The sequence below is a fragment of the Pseudomonas maumuensis genome (assembly GCF_019139675.1).
GTDB lineage: Bacteria > Pseudomonadota > Gammaproteobacteria > Pseudomonadales > Pseudomonadaceae > Aquipseudomonas > Aquipseudomonas maumuensis.
The window spans coordinates 3,263,399-3,288,782 of sequence record NZ_CP077077.1 but is presented as its reverse complement, the minus strand read 5'-3'; the positions used below and the strand labels follow the sequence as shown (position 1 = coordinate 3,288,782).

Sequence of the window (25,384 nt, the reverse complement as noted above, 5' to 3'; positions counted from 1 at the left end):
CATGCGCAATGCACGCCTGAAAGCGTTGGTGCTGGTGGTGCTGTGCCTGTTGCCGGTGCTCGGTGGCCTGAGAATGGGGTTGAGCGGCGGGAATTGGTTGCCACTGGCGATGTATCCGCTGGTGAGCCTGGTCAGCCTGTTGTTGTACTGGCAGGACAAACAGCAGGCGCGGAGCGAGGCCAGGCGCACGCCGGAAAAGGTGTTGCATGCCAGCGAGCTGCTGGGGGGCTGGCCGGGGGCTTTGCTGGCTCAGCAGTTGTTTCGGCACAAGACCCGCAAGGTTTCCTACCAGGTGGTGTGTTGGGGGATCGTCTTGGCGCACCAGCTTTTCTGGGTTGACTATCTGTTCCTGGCGGGGCGTTGGGGTGGTTTGAGCTGAATGTTCTCGTTGTCGTGTTGGATTTGGCTTTGAAGTCGCGAAGGTACGGGCGGCTCCTGGGCCGGAATCATGATCGGCAACGTTCCCAGGCGCTGCTCTGATTGACTCCATCCCGCGCCTGGGCAAGGCTAGCCTTTTCCCAGGCATGAGGCTGACAATGCTGATCGATCCTCGCAAGGCCACGCTGCTGGTCGTCGATATCCAGGAAAAGCTCATCGGCGCCATGAGCGATCCCGAGGGCACCGTGGCCCGCGCCCGCTGGCTGCTGGCGGCAACCGCCGAACTCGAGTTGCCCACCGTGATCTCCGAGCAGTACCCCAAGGGTCTGGGCCACACGCTGGCCGGCCTCAAGGCCGCGGCGCCAGCCGCCGAGATTGTCGAGAAAATGCATTTCTCCTGTGTCGCTGCCGAATGCCTGCCGCCCAGCCTGATGGCGCGCGAGCAGGTCATCGTCTGTGGCATGGAAACCCATGTCTGCGTGCTGCAGACCGTGCTTGGCCTGCTGGCCTTGGGCAAGCAGGTGTTCGTGGTCGAGGATGCCTGCGACAGCCGCACCCCGGCCAGCAAGGCGGCGGGCCTGGCGCGCATGCGCGATGCCGGGGCGCAGGTGGTCACCCGCGAGATGGTGCTGTTCGAATTGCTGGGCAGTTCCAGCCATCCGCTGTTCCGCCAGATCAGCAAGACCTACCTGGTGGGGGAGCAACCCTGAACGGGCGGCTGTTGGCCTTCGGGCTGCTGGGGCTGGGCCTGCTGCAGGGCTGCGCCGGGCGCCGCGATGAGGCGCCGGAGGCCGACCCGGCCAAGGTCCGCGCCCAGCTCATGCGCCTGCTACCGGCCCAGGTCAAGGACCGTCAGGGCTGGGCCGAGGATATTCAGGTGGCGTTCCAGGCCCAGGGCATCAGCCCGAGCAAGAGCAACCTGTGCGCCGTGCTGGCAGTGACCGAGCAGGAGTCCACCTTCAATGCCGACCCTCAAGTGCCAAACCTGGGGCGCATCGCCCGGGAAGAGATCGACCGTAGGGCGGCGCGGCTGCATGTGCCCCGGCTGCTGGTCGACGGCGCCCTGAGCACGCCTTCGGCCAACGGCAAGACCTACCAGCAACGGCTGCTCGCCGTGCGCAGTGAAAAGCAACTCAGCGCCCTGTACGACGAGGTGATCGGCGGCCTGCCGCTGGGGCGTTCGCTGCTGGGTGGGCTGAATCCGGTACGCACCGGCGGGCCGATGCAGGTCAGCGTGGATTTCGCCGAGCAGCACGCCAAGGGCTATCCCTACGACCATCCGGGCAGCATTCGCCAGGAGGTGTTCAGCCGCCGTGGCGGGATGTACTTCGGTATAGCCCATCTGCTGGGCTACCCCACCCATTACCAGCGCCAGCTGTATCGCTTCGCCGACTTCAACGCCGGTTGGTACGCCAGCCGCAACGCCGCGTTCCAGGCGGCGCTGAGCCGGGCCAGTGGGGCGCCGCTGGCGCTCGACGGCGACCTGATCGCCCCCGGCGCGATCATGCCCGGCACCACCGAGCAGGCGGCGCGCAAGCTGGGGGCGAAGCTGGGGCTGCGCAATCCGCAGATCAGGGCGCAGTTGGAGAAAGAGAACGACCTGGCGCTGGAGGAGACCGAGCTTTACCGCAAGGTCTTCGCCCTGGCCGAAGCAAAGGCCGGCAAGCCCTTGCCAAGGGCGGTGCTGCCGGGGATCGAGCTGAAGAGCCCGAAAATTACCCGCAAGCTGACTACGGCCTGGTTTGCCGGCAGGGTGGATGAGCGTTATCAGCGTTGCATGAAGCGTTGACGTGGTTCATGCAGGAGCGGCAGCGCCGCTCCTGCAAAAGCTTCAGCTGTCGCCGAGCGCCTTGACCACCTGTTCGACACTGGCCTTGAGCCCGGCCACGGTATCGTCGGCGTCGCTCTCTAGCACCAGCAGCTTGGCGCCCGAGCCAGCGATTGTTTCAGCCACCTTGGCATCCGGCTGGCGATGGTGCAGCACCAACGCCACGTCCTGGGCCTTGAGGTTGTCCCCCAGCGCCTTGAGCGCCGCCTCGTCCCACTTGTCGTCGGCCGGCAGCGCCTGCTCGACCACGTCCAGGTTCAGCCCGCTGGCCAGGTAGCCCAGGCGTTCGGACAGGCTGACCACGGTCAGGTTGTCGACCTCGGCCAGGCGCGTCTGGCTGTTGGCGGTCAGTTCCAGCATCTGCCGCTTGATGCCGGCCAGGTTGGCCTGGATCTTCGCTTTGTCCGCTGGCGAGAGGCGCTCGAGGTCATTGGCCACCACGTCGGCCATGCGCCCCAGGTTGGTCGGGTTGAGCCAGGGGTAGGCGGCGAAGGCTTCGTCGCCCTTGACCGCGATACCGGGCAGGGCGCCGTCCACCGGGCGCGCGGCGTCGATCTCGACGATGCGGATGTTGCTGCGCCGGGCCATGGGGTAGAGCGGGTCGTCGCGCCAGATCGAGCGCACGCCGATCACCGCGTCGGCCTGTTGCGCCACCTTGTGCAGGCTGGCGCCGCCACGGCCACTGAAATACGAAGGTTGGCGGCTGGCCGGCAGGTTTGCCGGCGCGGCGCGCTTGAGCTGCACCGAGGTGCCGTCGAGCAAGGCGCTGGCCAGGCTGTGGGTCACCGGCAGGGTGGTCAGCACTTCGGTGGCATTGGCCAGTAGCGGCAGGCCGCTCAGAGCCAGGACCAGGGGCAGTTTGTTCAGGGTCATGCCGGGTTTCCTTGCAGGCGTGGGACGAGGGCGCGGGCCAGGGCGGCGAGGGCGAAGCAGATCCCGGCGACCAGGATGATCGCCGCGCCCGAGGGCACCGGCAGGTCGAAGACGATCGGCAGCAGGATGCCGAGCAACGTGCTCAGGGTGGCGATGATCACCGAGACGAAGAAGAAGCCCTTGAGCGACTGGCTGACCAGCCGCGCCGCCGCCGCCGGGATCACCAGCAGGGCGCCGACCAGGATCGCGCCGATCACCTTGACCGAGGCCACGGTGACCAGGGTCACCAGCACCACGAACAGGTAGTCGAGGGTCTTCACCGCCACCCCGCGCACCGCCGCCAGTTGCGGGTTGAAACTGGCCAGCATGATGCGGTTGTACAACGGCAGGGCCAGGGCCAGCACCAGCACCGCGACGATGCCCAGCACCAGCAGGTCGTGGGCGCTGACGGTGAGCACCGAGCCGAACAGCACGTTCTCGAGGATGTGTACGTTGATCTTGCCGGCCAGCATCAGCAACAGGCTCGCGCCCAGGGCCAGCGACACCGAGAGGAACACGCCGATCAGGGTGTCCGGCGACAGGCCGGTGCGGTTGCGCAGGAAGTTGAGCAGGATGCCGAACAGCAGGCAATAGCCGAACAGGCTGCCGTACGGGCCGGTGTAGGGCTCGCCGAGCAGGATGCCGATGGCCACCCCGGTGAGCGCCGCATGGCCGACCGCCTCGGAGAAGAAGGCAAAGCGCTTGACCACCACCAGGGTGCCCAGGCCGCCGAGCACCGGGCCGATCATCAGGCCCGCCAGCAGGGCGTTGACCACGAAGCCGTAGGCCAGTGCCTCCGGCAGATAGCCAGCCGTGGCCCAGTCCTGGACCAGCTGGCGCAAGGTTTCGAAACTCATCAGGCAAGGCTCTCGCTGCGCGGGTGAACGGAGAACAGCCCGAGCAGGCGCTCGGGAGTCAAGGCCTGGGCCGGCGGGGCGTCGAACAGCACCTGGCGGCTCAGCCCGGTGACGCGGTCGGCCAGGCGCAGCACCGCTTCGAGGTCGTGCTCGATCCACAGCACGGTGGTGCCGGCCTGGCGCCAGCCGTGCAGCAGTTGCTCGAACACCTGGATGCCAGCCTCGTCGAGGGCCGACATCGGTTCGTCCAGCACCAGCAACTGCGGTTCGGGGATCAGCCCCTGGGCCAGCAGCACGCGCTGGCGCTCACCACCGGAGAGGGCGCCCATGCGCCGCTTGCGCTTGTCGAGCATGCCCACCCGTTGCAGCGCCGCGTCGATTTGCGGGCGCACGCGCCGCGACAGGCCGAGGAACGCCGGGCGGCGCTGGCACATGGCGGCCATGAAGTCGTCCACGGTCATCGGCAGGCCGCGGTCGAACTCCAGGGCCTGGGGCACGTAGCCGATCACCTCGCGCTCGGCGGGCCAGTGCAGGGTCAGCTGGCCCTGGTGCGGCATCTGCCCGAGCAGGGTCTTGATCAACGAGCTCTTGCCGCCGCCATTGGGGCCGACGATGGCATGCACGCTGCCCGGGGCGACACTGAAACGCACGTTCTCGAGGATGCGCGTGCGGCCGAGGGTGAGGTCGATGCCGTCGAACTCGATGCGTGGCCCGGACGCGGCGGTAAGGTTGGCGGCGGCGGTCATGTGCGGTTTTCCTGGATGGCCTGGACCACGGTGTCGAGGTTGCGCTTCATCTCCACCTCGTACTTCTCCTTGGTGTAGTCGCCGTAGGAAATGTGCGTGAGCGGGTAGATGCGCACGCCGGACTCGCGGTGGATGGTGTCGACATAGGCCGAGGGGAAGTCCATCTCCGAGAAGATCACCTTCACGTCCAGCGCCTTGAGCTGGTCGATGGTCTTCTTCAGCTGTGCCGGGCTCGGCTCGATGCCATGGGCAGGCTCCACCACGGCGGTGACCTCCAGGCCGAAGTCGCGCACCAGGTAGTCGTAGGCGGCGTGGATGGTGGCCACGCGGAAGGTCGCGTCCGGCGCCTGGGTGACCTTGGCCAGGGCCTCGGCACGCAAGCCACGCAGGCGCTTGGCATAGGCACGGGCATTCTGCGTGTAGAACTTGGCGTTGTCCGGGTCGAGCTTGCCCAGTTCGCGGGCGATGTTGTTGACCTGGGCGATGGTGGCGCTGATCGACAGGAAGGTGTGCGGGTTGACCACCTTGCCAGCGCCGCGGGCGGCGATGCCGGTGGCCGCCAGCAGCGGCACGTTGGCGTTGGACTCGATGGTTCTGATATCGGGCTTTTCGCTGGCGGCGATCATGCGGTCGGCGAAGTCGTCGTGGCCGACGCCGTTGAGCACGATCACGTCGAGGCTGCCGATGCGCTTGATGTCCTCGGCGCGCGGCTCGTAGGCATGCGGGTTGAAGCCGGCCGGGATCAGCGGCACCACTTCGGCCTTGTCGCCGACGATGTTGCTCACGTAGCTGTAGTAGGGGTGCAGGGTGATGCCGATGCGCAGGGGCTTGCCGTTGTCGGCGAGGGCCAGGGCGGGCAGGGCGCAGGCCAGGAGCAGCGCCAGGGTGCGGCGGGCGAAGCGGAGCATGGGCAGGTCCTTAGTGACGGTGTTGGCGGGTGACCCCGGCGTCGTAGTGGGTGACGATCTGCTGCCAGCCGGCGGCGATCAGCGCATCGCTGTCCAGCGCGTCCGGCGGCAGGGCGGTGCTGTCGCGGCGCAGCCAGACATCCGGCTGGGCATCGCTGGCGACGGGCAGGATCACCAGGAAGCTGCCAGCCACCTGGGCGTCCTGGCTGCGTCCCAGGTAGGCGCCGTTGGCCAGCAACGACCACTGGTGGCTGCCGCGGCTCTGGCTGCTGGCGTCGCTGACGAAGGGGGGCAGCCCCTCGTCGGCCAGGGCCTGGGCATCCGGGGCGACGCCATTGTCCTCGCGCAGTGCGCGGATCTCCTCGACGGCCACCCACAGGTCGGTGTGGATGCCCTGTTCGGCGGCATTGAGGTCGCGGCGGGCATCGAGCTGGTGGGCGGCGATGGCCTGTTCATCCTCGCGTTCGCCGCGCACGGCCACCACGCTTGCGGCCAGCACCACGATCAGCACGGCGGCCAGCAGCACGTAGAGCGTCTCGTGCCCGGCGCCGGCCGGGCGCACCAACTGGGCGCGGCTCATGGCGCACCAATGTCGGCGTGGTCGACTTCCACCACGTGGCCGGGGCCGGCGTCGAACAGCACGTAGAACTCGCCGTCGGGGCGCTTGAAGGTCAGGGTCGAATCGTCGCCGAGCTTGCTCGCCACCAGCACCTGTTCGTCGTAGCCGATCACGTCCAGGGTCACCCCCGGTGCGCCGCTGCCGTCGGAGAAACCGCCCTTGCAGGTGATCTGCTCGCCATGCTCGGTGCATTCGCACATGGGGTTGTGCGCCAGCGCCGGGGTGGCGGCCAGGGCCAAGAGGGGCAGGGCCAGCCTGCGCATCAGCTGTTTCATTTGTTGCCTCCTTGTTTTTCAAGCCAGGCCGCGGTGGCGGGGGATGCCTTGGCCAGCGGCACCGAGGCCTGGTACATCTTGCCGTCCCAGCCTTCGATGGTGATCCAGATGTCGGCGTCGGGGCGGGTGCGTGGCGGGATCGGCAGCGAGGTGCCCATGCGCGCCGGCGCGCCGAAGAAGATCGTGCCGGCGGCGCGCAGGCTGCGCGGCTTGCCCACCCGCAGGTAGATGGCCTTGGCGCCGTCGTTGCAGTTACCGCAGGCGGCATTGAAAGCCTTGAAGTAGCCGGCCGGGCCCTCGGCGCGCGGGGCTTCGTCGCGCAGTTCGGCCAGGTCCAAAGTCCAGCGCCCGACCTGGACGCCCTGGATGATGTTGGCGCCCAGGCCGCTGTCGCCGCGGAACAGGCTGGCGTCGGCGAAATACTTGGGCATGAAGCCCAGCGGCACGAGGATCAGCAGGATGTTCAGGTGGAAGCGCCATTTCAGCCACAGCTGCTTCAGGCCGCTGGGCGGCAGGGTGTCGGTCTGGCTCAAGAGTGGGCCTCCAGGGTGATTGGGCGCGCCGGGCGTTTGCCGCGCTTGAGGGTAGCGCGGGTGGCCTGGGCGGTGCGTTTGGTCCAGATCAGCAGGCCGCTGAATACCATCAGGGTCAGCACCAGGCCGAAGAAGAACCAGATCAGCTTGATCGCCAGGCCACCGAAGTCACCGGTGTGCAGCGGGCGCATGGATTCGGTGACGAACTCCAGGGCCGAGCGGTCGCCGAGCAGGAACTGGGCGTCGACGTTGCGCGTGTAGGGGTTGACCTCGGCGGTCTGGAACATCAGCGGGTACCAGCCGCGGCCGCCCATGCTGTAGTGGCTGTAGGCGGTGGCGGGCAGCGAGATGAAGCTGACGTCCAGGCCCGGGACCGACTGGGTGGCGATGCGCGCCGCCTCGTCCAGGTCGATGCGGGGTGCCGGGCTGCCATCGGGGGTTTGCGGGACTTGCTGGCGGGCGATCACCGGGGTGACGGGCTCGCTGGAAATGGTCACGTGGTTGTCGCCGAGGATCGCCTGGATCAGGAACCAGGTGCCGGTGATGGAGATCACTGCGATGAACCAGATCGACCACACCCCGGCCAGGCGGTGCAGGTCGCCCCAGAAGATCCGCCGGCCATGGCCGGTGCGCACGGGCTTGAAGAAGCCGCGCCAGAACTTCTTGTATACCACCAGCCCAGTGACCAGCGAGGCGAGCATCGGCAACCCGAGCAGCGACACCAGGTACCAGCCCCAGCTGTAGCCGTTGGTGAAGGGCACCAGCCACCAGCCGTGCAGGGCGCGGGTGAAGGCCTCGAAGTCGAAGTCTGGGCGCTGCCCCTGGATGGCCCCGCTGTACGGGTTGACGTAGAGCAGCGCGTTGGTGCCGTCGGCGCGGGTCACCGAGGCCTGCAGGGCGAAGTGCGAACCGTCCGGCTGGCTGAAGAAACGCACCGCCAGGTCCGGTTCGGCCTTGTGCATGGCGTCGAGCACCTGCTGGTAGCTCAGGCGCTGGCTGTCGTCGTCGGGCTTGCTGGCGCGCACATCGGCATTGGCCAGCCAGACGATTTCCTGGCTGACCACCGCGAGCATGCCGGTGAAGCAGACGATCAGGACGAAGAACCAGATCGGCAGGGCAAGCCAGCTGTGGACCAGGAACCACAGCTTGGAAGTGGATTTCTTTCTCGATTGTCGGGCCATCGGTCGGTCTTCTGCATATAAAAAAACGGTCGAGTCTGTGCTCAACCGGGAGGGCTGCATAAGTAAGGACGAATGAGAATCAGAAAGCTGCCAGCGCAAATGAAAGAAAATGTTTCAAGATTAGGGGGTGGCCTCCGATGCAACCGACACCTTCCCCGTGCGCGCCTGCTTCTTGCTGCGCTTCAGGGCGTTGGCGGTAGCCAGTGCGGTACGTTTGCTCCAGATCAGCAGGCCGCTGAGCACCATCATGCTCAGCAGCAGGCCGAAGAAGAACCAGATCAGCTTGGTGGTCAGGCCGGCGAACTCGCCGGTGTGCAACGGGCGCATGGACTCGGTGACGATTTCAACCGCCTTGCGATCGCCCAGCAGGCGGCTGGCCTCCATCTTGCCGGTATAGGGGTTGATCTCGGCTTTCTGGTACACCAGTGGATACCAACTCATGCCGCCGATGCTCAGATGGGCATAGGCGTTGCTGGGGAAACCGACGTAGTCGACGGTGAAGCCCGGGATTTCGCGCTGGGTGATCCTGACGGCCTCGTCCGGGCTGATCATCGGCGTCGGGCTGCCGTCGGCGGTCAGCGGCACCGTCTCCCGTGCCACCACTGGCACGATGGGCTGGCTGGAGATGGCGATATGGTTGTCGGCGAGCAGGGCCTTGATTAGGAACCAGGTGCCGGTGATGGAGATCACCGCGATGAACCAGATCGACCAGATGCCGCTCAGGCGGTGGAAATCGCCCCAGAAGATCCGCGCGCCCTGGTTGAAGCGCAGGGTCGGCTTGAAAAAGCCCTTCCAGAAACGTTTGTAGATCACCAGCCCGGTGATCAGCGAAGCCAGCATCGGCAGCCCGAGCAGTGACACCAGGTACCAGCCCCAGCTGTAGCCATTGGTGTGCGGCACCAACCACCAGCCGTGCAGGGCGCGGGTGAACTCCTCGAAGTTGAACTGCGGAGGGACGCCCTGGATATGCCCGGTGTAGGGGTTGACGTAGACCCTCAGCGTACGGCCGTCAGGGTAGGTGACATCCGACAGCATGGCGAAGTGCGACTCGCTCAGGGTCATCAGGCTGGCCACGGCGATACCGGGCTCGTCGCGTTGCATGGCCACCAGCAGCTCGTCATAGGACAACCGCCGGGCGTCATCCGAAGGCGGATTGGCGCGGGTTTCCGGGTTGGCCAGCCAGACGATCTCTTTGCTGATCACCGCCAGGGTGCCGGTGACGCAGACGATAAGCACGAAGAACCAGATGGGCAGCGCCAGCCAGCTATGCACGAGGAACCAGATTTTCGAGCGGGACTTTTTCGACATGGGGTACGCAGTGTCAATGGCGAATTCAGGGGCGGACTGCCCGGCCGTATCAGAAAGAGACGCATGAGCAGGGCAAAACCTGATGGATCAATTGCAAGCAAGTGTTTCCAGGTTGCCCTGCCGGTTGCTGCGGGTTCCTGCGCAGGGACTAATTTGCCTGCTTCCCGAAACGTCCCCCTATCACCGGATGCGAGCGTGCCCCTGGGCCGTCGCTCCCTTTTCCTTAGGTGTGTACAGGAGGCCCGTCATGGGTGTTGCTGTGGGATTTACAGTGCGTCCGCTATTGCCGGAGCAGGGACGTTTGCCATTGTTGGTGGAGGCAGGTGACGACGACACCAGCCTGCTGGACGTGTTCGATGAGCTCAAGGCGCTGGTGGACGAGCACCTGCTGCGCGATGGCGGCATCCTGTTCCGCGGTTTCCGCCTGCAGGGCGCCGAGCAGTTCCGTCAGTTCGCCGCCAGTTTCGGCCATCCGCTGCTCAACTATGAGTTTGGCTCGACGCCGCGCACCAACGTCACCCAGGGGGTCTACACCTCCACCGAGTACCCGGCGCACCAGCACATTCCGTTGCACAACGAGCAGGCCTACTCCCGCGACTGGCCGATGAAAATCTGGTTCTACAGCATGATCGCCGCGAAATCCGGTGGGCAGACGCCGATTGCCGACAGTCGCGAGGTTTACCGCAAGGTGCCGGCGCATATTCGCGAGCGTTTCGTCAGCAAGGGCCTGATGTACGTGCGCAACTTCGGCAACGGCCTGGATGTGTCGTGGGAGGATGTATTCAATACCGAGGACCCGCAGGAGGTGGAAGCCTACTGCAAGGCCCACGGCATCACCTGTGAATGGAAGGATGACGGTGAGCTGCGCACCCGCCAGGTATGCCAGGCGGTGGCCGAGCACCCGGTCACGGGCGACAAGGTCTGGTTCAACCAGGCGCACCTGTTCCATATTTCCAACCTGCCGCCCGAGGTGCGGGAAAGCCTGCTGGACATCGTCGACGAGGAAGACCTGCCGCGTAACGTCTACTACGGTGATGGTTCGCCCATCGAGGATGAAGTGCTCGACGAGATCCGTGCGGTGCTCGAGGACTGCAAGATCAGCTTCCTCTGGCAGGAAGGCGACGTGATGATGCTCGACAACATGCTTGCCGCCCATGCCCGCGCGCCGTTCGAGGGCCCGCGCAAGGTGATCGTGGCGATGGCCGAGGGGCACTCGCTGGACCAGGCCTGACCTGTCGAGGCTGGGGCTGCCGCGCAGCCCCAGGCTTTTCAGGCTCGATACCCGCTAAATCATCCCCCCGCCCATTCGTTCTTGTTGATGCGCCCGGACCATCCGGTCGCGCCGCCGATCAGCAAGGACCCCACACATGAATGCCGCAGACGCCCAGAAACTTTCCCGCCGTTTCATCGAGTTGCCCCAGGACAAGCGTCGCTTGTTCCTTGAAGGGATGCGACGCGAGGGTATCGATTTCGCGCAGTTGCCCATGTCGTCCTGTGTTGGCCTGAGCGAGCGCGACGGCCTGTCCTACGCCCAGCAGCGCATGTGGTTCCTCTGGCAGCTGGAGCCGCAAAGCGCCGCCTACAACCTGCCGATGGCCGTGCGTCTGGAAGGCGAGCTGCAAGTGCAGGCGCTGGAGCAGGCCTTCACCGTGCTGGTCGCTCGCCACGAATGCCTGCGCACCACCTTCGCCCAGGACGGCGAGCGCGCCGTGCAGCGGGTGGCCGAGCCAACGCAGGTAGGCATCCAACTGTTCGACCTGGCCGACCTGCCCGAGGCCACGCGCTGGGAGCGCGCCCACCAGCAAATGGCGGCCCAGGCCACCCAGGCCTTCGATCTTGAGCGTGGGCCGCTGTTCGGCATTGCCCTGCTGCGTCTGGCGCCCCAGGAGCATGTGCTGCTGCTGACCCTGCATCACATCATCGCCGACGGCTGGTCGATGAACGTCCTGATCGACGAATTCATGCGCAGCTACGACGCTCTGGTGGCGGGGCGCGAGCCTGCGCTGGCGGAAATCAAGGTGCATTACCGCGACTACGCACTGTGGCAGCGCAGCTGGCTGGAGGCCGGTGAGCGCGAGCGCCAGCTGGACTACTGGCGCGAACAGCTGGGCGACGAGCATCCGTTGCTGGAGCTGCCGACCGACCGTCCTTATCCGGCCCAGCCCAGTCATCTGGGCGAGCGCCTGGAACTGGTGCTGGACAGTGGTCTGCGCGAAGATCTCAAGCAACTGGCCCAGCAGCACGGCGTGACCCTGTCCACGGTGCTGTTGGCGGTGTTCAAGACCTTGCTGCACCGCTACAGCGGGCAGGCCGACATCCGCGTCGGCGGCCTGATCGCCAATCGCAACCGCAGTGAAACCGAGGGGCTGGTCGGTTTCTTCGTCAACACCCAGGTGCTGCGCAGCCAGTTCAGTGCGCAGACGCCGTTCAGCGACCTGCTGCGTAGCCTGCACCAGGCCTCGGTCGGCGCCCAGGCGCACCAGGACCTGCCGTTCGACGCGCTGATCGAAGCCTTGCAGCCCCAGCGCAGCCAGAGCCACACGCCGCTGTTCCAGGTGATGTTCAACCACCAGCCGCTGGTCACCGACCTCAAGGACGTGCGCCTGGACTGCGGCCTGCGCGTGGGCTACCTGAGTGCCGAGCAACTGGCCGGCAGCCGCCGCCAGCATGCCGCCACCAGCGACCTGATGCTCGATACCCGGGAGGAGGGCGAGCAGGTGTTCGCCGCCTTCACCTATGCCACCGATATCTTCGATGAAGCCACCATCAGTGCGCTGGCCGGGCACTGGCGCAACCTGCTGCGCGCGGTGTGCAACGATCCGCGCCAGCGCCTGGGCGAGCTGCCGATGCTGGCCGAGGCCGAGCGCCAGGCGTTGCTGTGCCCGGTGGCCGATGTGGCGCCGTGGGAGCCGGTGCAGCGCCTGTTCGAAACCCAGGCCGCGCGCAGCGGCGAGGCGCTGGCGCTGATCCTGGCCAATGGCGCCGAGGCGCCGTCGATGCGCTATGCCGAGCTCAACGCCCGGAGCAATCGCCTGGCCCATTACCTGCGCCGCCAGGGCGTTGGCCCCGACAGCCTGGTCGGCGTGGCCCTGGATCGTTCGCTGGACCTCGCCGTGGCCCTGCTGGCCGTGCTCAAGGCTGGTGGCGCCTATGTGCCACTGGACCTGCAGGCCCCATCCGAGCGCCTGGGCCATGTGCTCGAGGACAGCGGCCTGCAATGGCTGTTGACCACCTCCGCGCAGTTGCCCGGCCTGCCGGCGCGGGAGGCAGTGCGCTGCCTGTGCCTGGACCAGCTGCCACTGGCGGACGAGCCGGCCAGTGACCTGCCGCTGACCGTCGTGCCCGACAACCTGGCCTATGTGATCTACACCTCCGGCTCCACCGGCCGGCCCAAGGGCGTGGCGATCAGCCACGGCGCCCTGAGCGAGTTCATCGCCCGCGCCATCGACTACAGCGACCTGCGCGAAGGCGATCGGGTGCTGCAGTTTGCTACCAGCAGCTTCGATGGTTTCGTCGAGCAGTTCTTCCCGCCGCTGTGCCATGGCGCCTGCGTGGTGCTGCGCGATACCCGCCTGTGGGACAGCGCCGCGCTGCACGAAGTGCTGATAGAGCACGGTGTGACCCTCGCCGACCTGCCGGCCGCCTACTGGTACTGGCTGGTGCAGGACTTCGCCGCGCGTCCGCCGGCCAGCTACGGCGCGCTGCGCCAGATCCACGTCGGCGGCGAGGCGATGGCGGTGGACGGGCTGCGCCTGTGGCAACTGGCCGGGCTCGGCCATGTGCGCCTGCTCAACACCTATGGTCCGACCGAGGCCACGGTGGTCTCGACCATTCACGACTGCACCGGGCTTGGCCATGAGGCAGTGTCCTGGCGTGGCATCCCCATTGGCCAGGGCCTGGCGCAGCGCCGCCTGTACATCCTCGACGATGACCTCGAACTGCTGCCCCAGGGCGCGGTGGGCGAGCTGTACATCGGCGGCCCGGGCCTGGCCCGTGGCTACCACGGCCAGCCATCACTGACTGCCCAGCGTTTCGTCGCCGATCCGTTCGCCCAGGGCGAACGCCTGTACCGCACCGGTGACCGCGCGCGCCTGGGCGCCGATGGCGCCATCGAATACATCGGTCGCGTCGATCACCAGGTCAAGGTGCGCGGTTTCCGCATCGAGCTCGGCGAGATCGAGGCGCGCCTGCAACAGTGCCCAGGGGTTCGCGAGGCAGTGGTGCTGGCCCTGCCGATGGCCGGTGGCCTGCAACTGGTGGCCTATGTGGTGCCTGACGCCGCCGAGCAGGATGCCGCCGAACAGGCGCGCTTGCGCCAGCAGATACGCAGCCTGCTCAAGGCGCGCCTGCCCGAGTACATGGTGCCCGGCCACCTGCTGCTGTTGCCACGCCTGCCCCTCACACCCAGCGGCAAGCTCGACCGCAAGGCCCTGCCGGCGCCGGACCCGAGTGCTTTGCAGGCCGAGTACCGGGCGCCGCAGAGCGCCGTCGAGCAACAACTGGCGCAGATCTGGATGCAGGTGCTGAACGTGCCGAAGGTCGGCCTGGACGATCACTTCTTCGAACTCGGCGGGCACTCGTTGCTGGCCGCCCAGGTGCTGGCGCGGATCAAGGATCAGCTGGGCCTGGTGCTGCCATTGCGCAGCCTGTTCGAACAACCGGCGCTGGGTGACCTGGCCGCCGAGCTGGCCCGGCTGCAGGGCGGCGATACGGATGACGACTGGTCGGATATGGACGCGTTCCTGGGTTCCTTGGAAGGGGTTGAGGCATGAGTGGCAACATGGCGGTACGCATTGCGAAACGGTTCGTCAGCCTGCCCCTGGAGCAGCGCCGGCAGTTTCTCGCCAAGCTGCATGACGACGGCAAGGACTTCAGCCTGTTGCCGGTGGTCGAGTCGCGGCACGACTTCGCCAGCATCCCCTTGTCCTTCGCCCAACAGCGCCTGCTGTTTCTCTGGCAGCTGGAGCCGCACAGCGCGGCCTACAACATGGCTGCTGGCCTGCGCCTGAACGGTCGGCTCGATGTGTCGGCGCTGCAGCGCTCATTCGACTACCTGGCGATGCGCCACGAGGCGCTGCGCACGGTGTTCCAGGTCGAGGGTGAACAGCCGCGCCAGGTGATCCTCGATCATCTGGCCGTGCCCCTGGAACAGGTCGACCTCACTGCCATCGCCAGCGACCAGCGTGAGGCCGAGCTGGCCACGCGGGTGCGCGAGGCCAGTCACCAGCCGTTCGACCTGCTGCACGGCCCGCTGCTGCGCGCCACCCTGTACCGGCTGGCGGCCGAGGACTATGTGCTGCTGGTATGCATGCACCACATCGTCTCCGACGGCTGGTCGATGGACGTGATGGTCAAGGAGTTCGTGCACAGCTACCAGGCGTTCACCCAGGGCCAGGCGCCGCAGTTGCCGGCGTTGGCGGTGCAGTACGCCGACTACGCCATCTGGCAGCGCAGCTGGCTGGAGGCCGGCGAGGGCGCGCGCCAGCTCGACTACTGGCGCCAGCAGTTGGGCGATGAGCAACCGCTGCTCGAGGTCGCCGCAGACTACCCGCGGCCACTGACCCAGAGTTTCGACGGCCAGACCCTGGTCTTCGACTTCGGCGTCGAGCTGTCCCGACGCCTGGGCGGCTACGCCCGCGCCCAGGGCATGACCCTGTTCATGCTGGTGCTGACCGGTTTCTCGCTGTTCCTGTCGCGCCAGGCCGGGCAACGCGATATCCGCATCGGCGTGCCCAACGCCAACCGTGGCCGTGCCGAGGTCGAGGGGCTGATCGGCTTCTTCGTCAACACCCAGGTGCTGCGCTGCCAGGTGGACGAGCGGCTGAGCTTCGATGACCTGCTGGCCCAGGTGCGCGAAGCGGTGCTCGGCGCCCAGGCGCACCAGGAGCTGCCGTTCGAGCAACTGGTTGACGCACTGGTGCCGGAGCGCAACCTCGGTCACAACCCGCTGTTCCAGGTCAAGTTCAACCAGAACGTCGGTATGCAGCGCCAGCGCTCGCTGGCCTTGCCGGGCCTGAGTGTCGCCGAGTACCCGCTGGACAAGGTCGGCACCCACTTCGACCTGGCGTTGGACATCACCGACGACGGCCAACTGATCCATGGCGAGATGACCTTCGCCAGCGACCTCTATCAGCGTTCGACCGTCGAAGCCTTCATCCCGGCCTTCATCGAGCTGCTGGGTCAACTGCTCGACGCCCCGCAGCTGCCGCTGCACCGCCTGGCCGCGCCGCTGCGCAGCGAGCAGGCGCCGCAGCGTGAAGTGCCGGCGCTGGTGCTGGAGCAGTGGCAGCAGCAGGTACATCGGCAGCCCGAGGCGCTTGCCGCTTGCAGTCTTGGGCACAGCCTGAGCTTCGCCGCTCTGGACCAGGCCGCCAACCGCCTGGCCCATCACCTGCAACAGCAGGGTGTGGTCAGCGGCCAACCGGTTGCGGTGCTGATGGAGCGTTCGCTGGACTGGCTGACCTGCATGCTCGGTATCCTCAAGGCTGGCGCCGTGTACATGCCGCTGGACACCAAGGCGCCTGAAACGCGCCTGCGGCAGATGCTCGACGCCGCGCAAGCCAAGGTGCTGCTGTGTGCCGCTGGCGATGCACGACTGGCCAGCCTGGCCGCCGCCGATCGCCTGCCCTTGGCCTATGACCCCGAGCAATGGCAGGACCTGCCGGCCAACGCACCGGCCATCACGCTGTGGGCCGAATCGCCGGCCTACGTGATCCACACCTCCGGCTCCACCGGCCAGCCCAAGGGCGTGCTGGTCAGCCATGGCGCCCTGGCCAGCTATGTCGCCGGCCTGCTCGAACGCCTGGCGCCTGCGCCGGGGGCGAGCATGGCGCTGGTCTCGACCATCGCCGCCGACCTCGGCCACACCGTGCTGTTCGGTGCCCTGTGTGCCGGGCGCCTGCTGCATGTATTGCCCGAGGCGCTGGGCTTCGATCCGGACGCCTTCGCCCGCTACGTGGCCGAACACCAGGTCGGCGTGCTGAAGATCGTCCCCGGGCACCTGGCGGCGTTGCTGCAAGCCGGGAACCCCGCCGATGTGCTGCCCCAGCATGCACTGATCGTCGGTGGCGAGGCCTGCACGCCAGCCCTGGTGGAGCAGGTACGCCGGCTCAAGCCGGGCTGCCGCCTGATCAACCACTATGGCCCGAGCGAGACCACGGTCGGCGTGCTGACCCATGAAGTGGCCGCGCTCGCCGAGGGCGCCCGCGCCGTGCCGGTGGGCGAGCCCTTGCCGGGCGCCCATGTGCTGCTGCTCGACGATGTGCTCAACCCGGTAGCCGACCAGGTCGCCGGTGAGCTGTACATCGGTGGCGCCAGCGTGGCCCAGGGCTACCTGGGCCAGCCAGGCCTGACCGCCGAACGCTTCCTGCCGGACCCGACGCGGCCTGGCCAGCGCCTGTACCGCAGCGGCGACCGGGTGCGGCGCAATCGTTCGGGCCAAGTGGAATTCATCGGTCGCGCCGACGACCAGGTCAAGGTGCGCGGTTATCGCGTCGAGCCGGCCGAGGTGGCGCGGGTGCTGCGGGGGCTGGACGGGGTCGCCGAAGCGGTGGTCCTGGCGCAGCCGGTGGAAGGCGACGAAAGCCGTCTGCAGCTGGTCGGCTGGTGCGTAGGGCAGGGGCTGCAGGGTGAAGCCTTGCGCCAGCAACTGCAGGATATGCTGCCGGACTACATGGTGCCGGCGCAGGTCCTGGTCCTGGACCGCCTGCCGCTGACTGCCAACGGCAAGCTGGACAAGCGCGCCCTGCCGGCACCGGGTGTCGCCCGGCGCCAGTACACCGCGCCGGTCGGCGAGATCGAACAGGCCCTGGCCGCCATCTGGGCCGAGGTGCTCAAGCTCGACCAGGTCGGCAGCACCGACAACTTCTTCGAGCTGGGCGGCGACTCGATCCTCAGCCTGCAGATCATCGCCCGGGCCAAGCGCCAGGGCATCAAGCTCAGCCCCAAGCAGCTGTTCGAGAAACAGACCATCGGCCAGCTGGCGGCGGTGGCCAAGCGCATCGAGAAAAAGGCCGTGGCGGCCGAGCAGGTCAGTGGCTTGATGCCATTGCTGCCGATCCAGGCACGCTTCTTCGAAACCGCTATCCCCGAGCGCCAGCACTGGAACCAGGCCCTGCTGCTCAAGCCGACCCAGGCCCTTGGCGCTAACCACTTGCAAGGCGCATTGCAGGCGCTGGTCGCTCAGCACGACGCCTTGCGCCTGCGCTTCACCCAGGGCGAGGCCTGGCAGGCCGAATTCCAGCCTGCCAAGGCCGACGATATCCTCTGGGTTCGTCAACTGAGCGACCTGGCCGAGCTGCCGGCGTTGGCCGAGCAGGCCCAGCGCAGCCTCGACCTGGCCCAGGGACCGCTGCTGCGGGCGCTGCTGGTAGAACTACCCGAAGGCCAGCAGCGCTTGCTGCTGGTGATCCACCACCTGGTGGTCGACGGCGTGTCCTGGCGGGTACTGCTGGAAGACCTGCAACTGGCCTACACGGCCCTGGCCGCCGGCAAGGCCGTGACACTGGCAGCCAAGAGCAGCTCGCTCAAGGCCTGGGCCGAGCGCCTTGGCGCCTATGCCCGCAGCCCGGAGCTGCTGGCCGAGGCCGACCACTGGCTGCACGGCCTCGAAACCGCTGACGGCGAGTTGCCCCGCGATAACCCGGCGGGTGCCCAGACCAATCGTCATGTCGCCCATGCCTCGTCACGCCTGGACGCCACGCTGACCCGCAAACTACTGCAAGTGGCACCCGCCGCCTACCGTACCCAGGTCAACGACCTGCTGCTGGCGGCCCTGGCACGGGTACTGTGCGACTGGGCCCGAGCGGATTCGGTACTGATCCAGCTCGAAGGCCATGGCCGCGAGGATCTGTTCCCGGAGCTGGACCTCAGCCGCACCCTGGGCTGGTTCAGCAGCCTGTTCCCGGTACGCCTGACGCCGGCCCAAGGGCTTGGCGCGGGGCTGTGCGCGATCAAGGAACAACTGCGTGCGGTGCCGAACAAAGGCATCGGCTATGGTGTGCTGCGCTACCTTGGCGAGCCCGACATGCGTGAGCGTCTGGCGGCATTGCCGCAGCCACGGGTCACCTTCAACTACCTCGGCCAGTTCGACGGCAGCTTCGCCGAGGCCGAGGGTGCCCTGTTCACCCCGGCCAGCGAGGGCAGCGGCACCACCCAGGACCTGGACAGCCCATTGGGCAACTGGCTCGGTATCAACGGCCAGGTCTACCAGGGCGAGCTGGAGCTGGACTGGAGCTTCAGCCGCGAGGTGTTCCATCCAGAGACCATCGAGGCCCTGGCGCGCCGTTACGAGCAGGTGCTGGCCGAGCTGATCGAACACTGCGCCCAGGCGCCGCACCAGGGCGTCACGCCATCGGACTTCCCGCTGGCCGAGCTGACCCAGGCGCAACTGGACAGCCTGCCGCTGGCTGCGGGGGACATCGAAGACCTCTATCCGCTGTCGCCGATGCAGCAGGGCATGTTGTTCCATAGCCTCTATGAGCAGGAGGCGGGCAACTACATCAACCAACTGCGCGTGAATGTGCGGGGCCTGGACGTGGCGCGCTTCCGCGCGGCCTGGCAGGCGGTGGTGGACAATCACGAAGTGCTGCGCAGCTGCTTCCCGCAGGATCTGCCGTTGCCCGTGCAAGTAGTGCGGCGCCAGGTGCAGGTGCCGTTTGTCGAACTCGACCAGGCCCAGGATCCGGACGCCGTGGCCCAGGCCGAGCGCCAGGCCGGCTTCGACCTGGCCAGCGGCCCGCTGCTGCGCCTGACATTGATCCGCACGGCTGACGGCGGCCATCACCTGATCTACACCAGCCACCATATCCTGATGGACGGCTGGAGCAGCTCGCGCCTGCTCGGCGAGGTGCTGCAGCGTTACAGCGGCGTCGCCCCGAGCGCCAGGACCAGCCGCTACCGCGACTATATCCAGTGGCTGCAGGGCCAGGACCAGCAGGCCAGCGAAACCTTCTGGCGCGCCCAGGTGGCCGAGCTGGACGAGCCAACGCGACTGGTACAGGCGTTCAAGTCCTCGACCCAGGGGCGAGGCCATGGCAGCCTGGCGCTGCGCTTCGAGCCGCAGCAGACCCAGCAATTGGCGGACTTCGCCCGGGAACAGCGGGTCACCCTCAACACCTTGGTCCAGGCCGCGTGGCTGTTGCTGTTGCAACGCTACACCGGCCAGGCCAGCGTGACCTTCGGCGCCACCGTGGCCGGCCGCCCGGCGGAGCTGGTGGGCGTCGAGGAGCAGCTGGGGCTGTTCATCAACACCTTGCCGGTGGTCGCCAGCCCGCGCCCCGAGCAGACCGTGGGCGACTGGGTGCAGCACGTGCAAGGGTTGAACCTGGCCCTGCGCGAGCACGAGCACACACCGCTGTACGAGATCCAGCGCTGGGCCGGTTGGAGCGGCGAAGCGCTGTTCGACAACATTCTGGTGTTCGAGAACTACCCGGTCGCCGAGGCGCTGCAACAGGGCGCGCCGCAAGGCCTGCAGTTCGGCGAGGTGCAGAACCAAGAGCAGACCAACTACCCGTTGACCCTGGTGGTGCAGGTGGGCGAGCGCCTGGAGGCGAGCTTCAGTTTCGATCGCCAGTGCTTCAGCGAGCTGGCCATCGACCAGTTGGCGGGACACTTCCAGCACCTGCTCGCGCAGTTGGCGGCTGATGGTCAGCGTGCGCTGGGTGCGCTCAGCCTGCCGGTGGAAGACCAGCAGGTGGTTGCCAGCTATCCAAGCATGGCTTGTACCCAGGAGCTGATCGAAGCGCAGGCGGCGCGCACGCCTGAAGCGATCGCCGTAACCTTCGCCGGGCAGGCGTTGAGCTATGACCAGCTCAACCGCCGCGCCAACCGCCTGGCGCACAAGCTGCGTGCGCAGGGCGTGGGGCCGGATGTGCTGGTGGGTATCGCGGTGGAGCGTGGTTTCGAGATGATCGTCGGCCTGCTGGCGATCCTCAAGGCCGGTGGCGCCTATGTGCCGCTGGACCCGGAATACCCGCAGGATCGCCTGAGCTACATGATGGAAGACAGCGGCATTCAGTTGCTGCTGACGCAAGACCATTTGCTGGCCGGCCTGCCGGTACCGGCGCATGTGCGTAGTCTGAAACTGGAAGATGATCTGGCCGGCTACAGCGACGAAAACCCCGAGCACCTGACCCAGCCGGACAACCTGGCCTATGTGATCTACACCTCGGGCTCGACCGGCAAACCGAAAGGTACGCTGCTGCCGCACCACAACCTGCTGCGCCTGTTCAAGGCGACGGACGCCTGGTTTGGCTTCGGCCCGCAGGATGTGTGGACGCTGTTCCACTCGTACGCCTTCGACTTCTCGGTATGGGAGATCTTCGGTGCGCTGCTGCACGGTGGCCGCCTGGTGATCGTGCCGCGTGAAACCACGCGTTCGCCGGAAGACTTCCACCAGTTGCTGGTGGAGCAGGGCGTGACCGTGTTGAACCAGACCCCGTCGGCGTTCAAACCGCTGATGCGCGTGGCCTGTGACAGCACTGCTGATCTCTCGCTGCGCTACGTGATCTTCGGTGGCGAAGCCCTGGATGTGGCCGCGTTGCAGCCGTGGTTCGAGCGCTTCGGTGAAGACTGCGACAACCTGATCAACATGTACGGCATCACCGAGACCACGGTCCACGTGACCTACCGGCCGATCCGCTTCGCTGATACCCAGCAGTCGGGCAGCCCGATCGGTGCGGCGATTCCGGACCTGTCGATGTACGTGCTGGACGCCGATTTCAATCCGGTGGCCAAGGGCTGCACCGGCGAGCTGCATGTCGGACACGCCGGCCTGGCGCGGGGTTACCACAACCGCGCCTCGCTGACCGCCGAACGCTTTGTGCCGGATCCATTCTCCAGCGAAGGCGGGCGCCTGTACCGCACTGGCGACCTGGCGCGTTACCGCGAACAGGGCGTGATCGAGTACGTGGGCCGGATCGACCATCAGGTGAAGATCCGTGGTTTCCGTATCGAGCTGGGCGAGATCGAAGCACGCCTGCAAGAGCATGCGACCGTGCGTGAAGTGCTGGTGCTGGATATCGACGGGGCAGGGGGCAAGCAACTGGCCGCCTACCTGATTGCCCAGGACGCGAATGTAGATCACGCAACCTTGCGCGATACGCTGAAACAGCACCTCAAAGCCAACCTGCCGGACTACATGGTGCCGACGCACTTCCTGGTCTTGGAGCAGTGGCCATTGACCGCCAACGGCAAGCTGGACCGCAAGGCCCTGCCGAAGCCGGACGCCAGCCAGCTGCAACAAGGCTACGTGGCGCCACGCACGGAACTGGAGCAGCAACTGGCGGCGATCTGGGCCGAGGTGCTGAAGGTCGAGCAGGTGGGCCTGCACGACAACTTCTTCGAGCTCGGCGGCCACTCGTTGCTGGCCACCCAGGTGACTTCGCGGATCCGCCAGCGCCTGAATGTGGAAGTGTCGCTGCGCAGCCTGTTCGAATCCGCCGACCTGCAAACCTTCGCCCAGGCCGCCGGCCAAGGCGCGGCCAGCCAGGCGCCGGCGTTCAGCGTCGTGGACCGCAACCAGCCGCTGGCCTTGTCCTACGCCCAGCAGCGCCAGTGGTTCCTCTGGCAGCTGGAGCCGGCCAGTGCCGCCTACAACATCCCGTCGGCCCTGCGCCTGCAGGGCGAGCTGGATATCGAGGCGCTGCGCAGCAGCTTCGCCGCGCTGATCGCCCGTCACGAAACCCTGCGTACCACCTTCCGCCAGCAGGGCGACAGTGCCGAGCAGGTGCTGCATGCGCGGCTGGAAACGCCGCTGGACATCACCACGGCAGGCTTGGACGAAGCCGGCGTGCAGGCCTGGGTCGAGACCCAGGTGCGCCAGCCGTTCGACCTGGAACACGGCCCGCTGCTGCGCGCCCGCTTGCTGCGCCTGGCCGCCGACGAGCATGTGCTGGTACTGGTGCTGCACCATATCGTTGCCGACGGCTGGTCGATGCCGATCATGGTCGATGAACTGGTGCGCGGTTATGAAAGCCATCTGCAAGGCCAGGCCCTGCAACTGCCGGCGCTGGCCTTCCAGTACGCCGACTACGCGGCCTGGCAGCGCCATTGGATGGAAGCTGGCGAGCAACAGCGTCAGCTCGATTACTGGCAGGCACGCCTGGGCAGCACCCAGCCGATCCTCGAACTGGCCACCGATCGCCCGCGCCCTGTGGTGCAGCAGTATGAGGGCGCGCGGCTGCCGGTGGACCTCGAGCCAAGCCTGGTTGCCCAGCTCAAGACGCTGGCCGGGCAGCATGACGTGACCCTGTTCATGCTCCTGCTGGCCTCGTTCCAGGCCTTGCTGCATCGCCACAGCGGCCAGTCGGACATCCGCGTCGGCGTGCCGGTGGCCAACCGCACCCGGGCCGAGACCGAAGGCCTGATCGGCTTCTTCGTCAACACCCAGGTGCTGGATGCGCGCTTCCAGCCGCAGATTCGTTTCGACGAACTGCTGCAACAGGTCAAGCACACCGCCCTGGGCGCCCAGGCGCACCAGGAGCTGCCGTTCGAGCAACTGGTCGAAGCCCTGCAACCCGAGCGCAGCCTGAGCCACAGCCCGCTGTTCCAGGTGATGTTCAACCACCAGACCCAGGTGCTGGGTGAATCCCGCGTACTTGCGGGCCTCAGCCTGCAGGGGCTGGTGTCGGACAAGCAAACCGCACAGTTCGACCTGACCCTGGACACCGCCGAGCACGAAGGCGGCCTGAGCGCGACCCTGACCTACGCCACCAGCCTGTTCGAGCCGGCGACCGTGGCGCGCATGGCCGAGCACTGGCGCAACCTGTTGCAGGGCATCTGCCAGGACGCCGGGCAGCGCGTCGCCGAACTGCCGCTGCTGAGCCGCGAGGAGCGCGAGCGCACCCTGTACGCCTGGAACGACAGCGCCGCCGACTACCCGCGCGGGCAGACCGTCCAGCAACTGATCGAGGCTCAGGCTGCCCGCACGCCGCAAGCCGTCGCCGCAGTGCTGGGCGAGCAGTCGCTGAGCTACGCGCAACTGAACCAGCGCGCCAACGCCTTGGCCCACCACCTGCGCAGCCTGGGCGTCGGCCCCGATGTGCTGGTGGGGATCGCGGTGGAGCGCAGCCTGGACATGCTCGTCGGCCTGCTGGCGGTGCTCAAGGCCGGTGGCGCCTACGTGCCGCTGGACCCGCAGTTCCCCGAGGATCGCCTGGCCTACATGATGGAGGACAGCGGCATCGCCCTGCTGCTGACTCAGTCCAGCCTGGTGCAACGCCTGCCGATCCCGCCGCAGGTGCGCAGCCTGTGCCTCGACCAGGCGCTGCCAGGCGAGTACAGCCAGGACAACCCGCGCCCGCTGGCACAGCCGGAAAACCTTGCCTATGTGATCTACACCTCCGGTTCCACCGGCAAGCCCAAGGGCGTGACCATCCGCCACGACGCGCTGGTCAACTTCCTCTGCAGCATGGCGCGCCAGCCGGGTATCGATGCTCATGACAAGGTGCTGTCGCTGACCTCGCTGTCGTTCGATATCGCCGGCCTCGAGCTGTACCTGCCGTTGCTGCGCGGTGCCTGCGTGGTGCTGCTGGGCGAACAGGTGAACAAGGACCCGCAGGCGTTGCTGGCGGTGATCCAGGCCCAGGCGGTCAGCGTCGTTCAGGCCACCCCGTCGACCTGGCGCATGCTGCTGGACGCCGCGGCGCCCGGAGCCTTTGCCGGCAAGAAGGTACTGTGCGGCGGCGAGGCGCTGAGCGCCGAGCTGGCCCAGCGCCTGATCGCCCAGGCCGGGCATGTGTGGAACGTCTATGGCCCGACCGAGACCACCATCTGGTCGGCCTGCCATTACCTGACCGACAGCGATGACGTGTGGCTGGGACGGCCATTGGCCAACACCCGCCTGCACGTGGTCAGCGACGAGCTCGACGTGCTGCCGCAAGGCGCGCGCGGCGAGTTGCTGATCGGCGGCGACGGCCTGGCGCGGGGCTACCACAACCGCCCGGGCTTGACCGCCGAGCGTTTCGTGCCGGATCCGTTCGCCAGCGAGCCGGGCGCGCGCCTGTATCGCACCGGCGACCTGACCCGCTACCGCGAGGACGGGGTGATCGAGTACGTCGGGCGCCTGGACCATCAGGTGAAGATCCGTGGCTTCCGTATCGAACTGGGCGAAATCGAGGAACGCCTGCTGCTGCATCCGGCGATCCGCGAGGCAGCGGTGATCGATATCGACGGCCCCGCCGGCAAGCAATTGGCGGCCTACCTGGTGCTGCACGATGCGCAGCAAAGCGTGGAAGCGCTGCGCGGCGAGCTGCGTGCGCACTTGAAGGCCGGCCTGCCGGACTACATGGTGCCGAGCCATCTGGTCGGCCTGGCGCGCATGCCGCAGACCCCCAACGGCAAGCTCGACCGCAAGGCCCTGCCGCTGCCGGACGCGAGCCAGCTGCAGGCAGCCCACGTGGCACCGGTCACGGAGCTGGAGCGCAAGCTGGCGGCGATCTGGGCCGAGGTGCTGCAGGTCGAGCGGGTGGGCCTGCAGGACAACTTCTTCGACCTCGGCGGGCATTCGCTGCTGATCGTCCAGGTGATCGGCCGGGTGCGCGAGCAACTGGGCGTCGACCTGAGCCTCAACGAGCTGTTCGAACAGGCCACGCTGGGCGACTTCAGCCAGGTGGTGGAGCGCAAGAAGGGGCACGTCGCCAACGCCCATGACGAGCTGACTAAATCCTTGGAGGCCTTGAAACGTCTTACTGCACAGGAAATAGATAATCTGATCGCTTAGCGGGAGACATTCAAAGTGCAAGAGCTGCTCGACTCCGTAAAGTCGCTGTCCACCAGGGAGCGCAAGGCATTGGCAGCCTTGCTCAAGCGCCAGGGTGTCAACCTCTACGGGGTCACCC

At 67.0% G+C, this 25,384-nt stretch carries 15 protein-coding genes; 6 read left to right on the top strand and 9 right to left on the bottom strand.

Features of this window, described 5'->3' with window-relative positions:
* The first annotated feature begins 1 nt into the window (after nt 1).
* The 3 genes from KSS90_RS14615 (at nt 2) to KSS90_RS14605 (ending at nt 2,167) form a co-directional block, all read left to right on the top strand.
* Nucleotides 2–379 carry a DUF1294 domain-containing protein gene (locus tag KSS90_RS14615; protein WP_217866127.1) on the top strand — a complete coding sequence of 126 codons (378 nt, stop codon included), beginning with the start codon at nt 2–4 and terminating at the stop codon, nt 377–379.
* Between the two features lie 157 nt (nt 380–536).
* A complete protein-coding gene (locus KSS90_RS14610) occupies nt 537–1,088 on the top strand; it encodes a hydrolase (RefSeq protein WP_217866126.1) in 552 nt (183 codons plus the stop codon).
* Nucleotides 1,089–1,096: 8 nt separating this feature from the next.
* Nucleotides 1,097–2,167 (top strand): DUF1615 domain-containing protein, encoded by a 1,071-nt coding sequence (locus KSS90_RS14605; protein WP_437180092.1) that lies wholly within the window; start codon nt 1,097–1,099, stop codon nt 2,165–2,167.
* A gap of 42 nt (nt 2,168–2,209) precedes the next feature.
* On the opposite strand, the gene KSS90_RS14600 is transcribed toward KSS90_RS14605, so the two are convergent.
* From KSS90_RS14600 to KSS90_RS14560, 9 genes are all read right to left on the bottom strand, one after another.
* Entirely contained in the window at nt 2,210–3,079 is an 870-nt protein-coding gene (locus tag KSS90_RS14600) for a metal ABC transporter substrate-binding protein (protein ID WP_217866125.1), read from the bottom strand.
* A complete protein-coding gene (locus tag KSS90_RS14595; protein ID WP_102685288.1) occupies nt 3,076–3,975 on the bottom strand; it encodes a metal ABC transporter permease in 900 nt (299 codons plus the stop codon). The genes KSS90_RS14600 and KSS90_RS14595 overlap by 4 nt, the downstream gene beginning before the upstream one ends.
* Entirely contained in the window at nt 3,975–4,721 is a 747-nt protein-coding gene (locus tag KSS90_RS14590; protein WP_217866124.1) for a metal ABC transporter ATP-binding protein, read from the bottom strand. Before KSS90_RS14590 ends, KSS90_RS14595 begins: the two co-directional genes overlap by 1 nt.
* Nucleotides 4,718–5,629 (bottom strand): metal ABC transporter substrate-binding protein, encoded by a 912-nt coding sequence (locus KSS90_RS14585; RefSeq protein ID WP_038706328.1) that lies wholly within the window; start codon nt 5,627–5,629, stop codon nt 4,718–4,720. Before KSS90_RS14585 ends, KSS90_RS14590 begins: the two co-directional genes overlap by 4 nt.
* A gap of 10 nt (nt 5,630–5,639) precedes the next feature.
* On the bottom strand, nt 5,640–6,209 hold the full coding sequence (locus KSS90_RS14580) for a DUF6162 family protein (RefSeq protein ID WP_217866123.1): 570 nt from the start codon (nt 6,207–6,209) through the stop codon (nt 5,640–5,642).
* Nucleotides 6,206–6,523 (bottom strand): hypothetical protein, encoded by a 318-nt coding sequence (locus tag KSS90_RS14575; RefSeq protein ID WP_028692195.1) that lies wholly within the window; start codon nt 6,521–6,523, stop codon nt 6,206–6,208. The genes KSS90_RS14580 and KSS90_RS14575 overlap by 4 nt, the downstream gene beginning before the upstream one ends.
* A complete protein-coding gene (locus KSS90_RS14570; RefSeq protein ID WP_217866122.1) occupies nt 6,520–7,056 on the bottom strand; it encodes a PA2404 family protein in 537 nt (178 codons plus the stop codon). Before KSS90_RS14570 ends, KSS90_RS14575 begins: the two co-directional genes overlap by 4 nt.
* A complete protein-coding gene (locus tag KSS90_RS14565; RefSeq protein WP_217866121.1) occupies nt 7,053–8,237 on the bottom strand; it encodes a PepSY-associated TM helix domain-containing protein in 1,185 nt (394 codons plus the stop codon). Before KSS90_RS14565 ends, KSS90_RS14570 begins: the two co-directional genes overlap by 4 nt.
* A gap of 120 nt (nt 8,238–8,357) precedes the next feature.
* Nucleotides 8,358–9,545 carry a PepSY-associated TM helix domain-containing protein gene (locus KSS90_RS14560; protein WP_217866120.1) on the bottom strand — a complete coding sequence of 396 codons (1,188 nt, stop codon included), beginning with the start codon at nt 9,543–9,545 and terminating at the stop codon, nt 8,358–8,360.
* Nucleotides 9,546–9,792: 247 nt separating this feature from the next.
* Here KSS90_RS14560 and KSS90_RS14555 point away from each other — a divergent pair, with 247 nt between their 5' ends.
* The 3 genes from KSS90_RS14555 (at nt 9,793) to KSS90_RS14545 (ending at nt 25,266) form a co-directional block, all read left to right on the top strand.
* Nucleotides 9,793–10,776, top strand: a complete 984-nt coding sequence (locus tag KSS90_RS14555; protein ID WP_217866119.1) for a TauD/TfdA family dioxygenase — start codon at nt 9,793–9,795, stop codon at nt 10,774–10,776.
* 136 nt (nt 10,777–10,912) lie between these two features.
* The gene (locus tag KSS90_RS14550) at nt 10,913–14,317 is read left to right on the top strand and encodes a non-ribosomal peptide synthetase (protein WP_217866118.1); all 3,405 of its coding nucleotides are present in this window, start codon (nt 10,913–10,915) and stop codon (nt 14,315–14,317) included.
* Complete coding sequence (locus KSS90_RS14545; RefSeq protein ID WP_217866117.1) at nt 14,314–25,266, top strand: non-ribosomal peptide synthetase; 10,953 nt, start codon at nt 14,314–14,316, stop codon at nt 25,264–25,266. The genes KSS90_RS14550 and KSS90_RS14545 overlap by 4 nt, the downstream gene beginning before the upstream one ends.
* Nucleotides 25,267–25,384 lie beyond the last annotated feature (118 nt).

Excerpts from the sequence above, each read along its gene's own strand:
- KSS90_RS14590 (WP_217866124.1), bottom strand. The coding sequence starts at position 4,721 with ATGACCGCCGCCGCCAACCTTACCGCCGCGTCCGGGCCACGCATCGAG.
- KSS90_RS14550 (WP_217866118.1), top strand. The coding sequence starts at position 10,913 with ATGAATGCCGCAGACGCCCAGAAACTTTCCCGCCGTTTCATCGAGTTG.
- KSS90_RS14560 (WP_217866120.1), bottom strand. The coding sequence starts at position 9,545 with ATGTCGAAAAAGTCCCGCTCGAAAATCTGGTTCCTCGTGCATAGCTGG.
- KSS90_RS14585 (WP_038706328.1), bottom strand. The coding sequence starts at position 5,629 with ATGCTCCGCTTCGCCCGCCGCACCCTGGCGCTGCTCCTGGCCTGCGCC.
- KSS90_RS14575 (WP_028692195.1), bottom strand. The coding sequence starts at position 6,523 with ATGAAACAGCTGATGCGCAGGCTGGCCCTGCCCCTCTTGGCCCTGGCC.
- KSS90_RS14610 (WP_217866126.1), top strand. The coding sequence starts at position 537 with ATGCTGATCGATCCTCGCAAGGCCACGCTGCTGGTCGTCGATATCCAG.
- KSS90_RS14565 (WP_217866121.1), bottom strand. The coding sequence starts at position 8,237 with ATGGCCCGACAATCGAGAAAGAAATCCACTTCCAAGCTGTGGTTCCTG.
- KSS90_RS14600 (WP_217866125.1), bottom strand. The coding sequence starts at position 3,079 with ATGACCCTGAACAAACTGCCCCTGGTCCTGGCTCTGAGCGGCCTGCCG.
- KSS90_RS14580 (WP_217866123.1), bottom strand. The coding sequence starts at position 6,209 with ATGAGCCGCGCCCAGTTGGTGCGCCCGGCCGGCGCCGGGCACGAGACG.
- KSS90_RS14595 (WP_102685288.1), bottom strand. The coding sequence starts at position 3,975 with ATGAGTTTCGAAACCTTGCGCCAGCTGGTCCAGGACTGGGCCACGGCT.
- KSS90_RS14615 (WP_217866127.1), top strand. The coding sequence starts at position 2 with ATGCGCAATGCACGCCTGAAAGCGTTGGTGCTGGTGGTGCTGTGCCTG.
- KSS90_RS14555 (WP_217866119.1), top strand. The coding sequence starts at position 9,793 with ATGGGTGTTGCTGTGGGATTTACAGTGCGTCCGCTATTGCCGGAGCAG.
- KSS90_RS14545 (WP_217866117.1), top strand. The coding sequence starts at position 14,314 with ATGAGTGGCAACATGGCGGTACGCATTGCGAAACGGTTCGTCAGCCTG.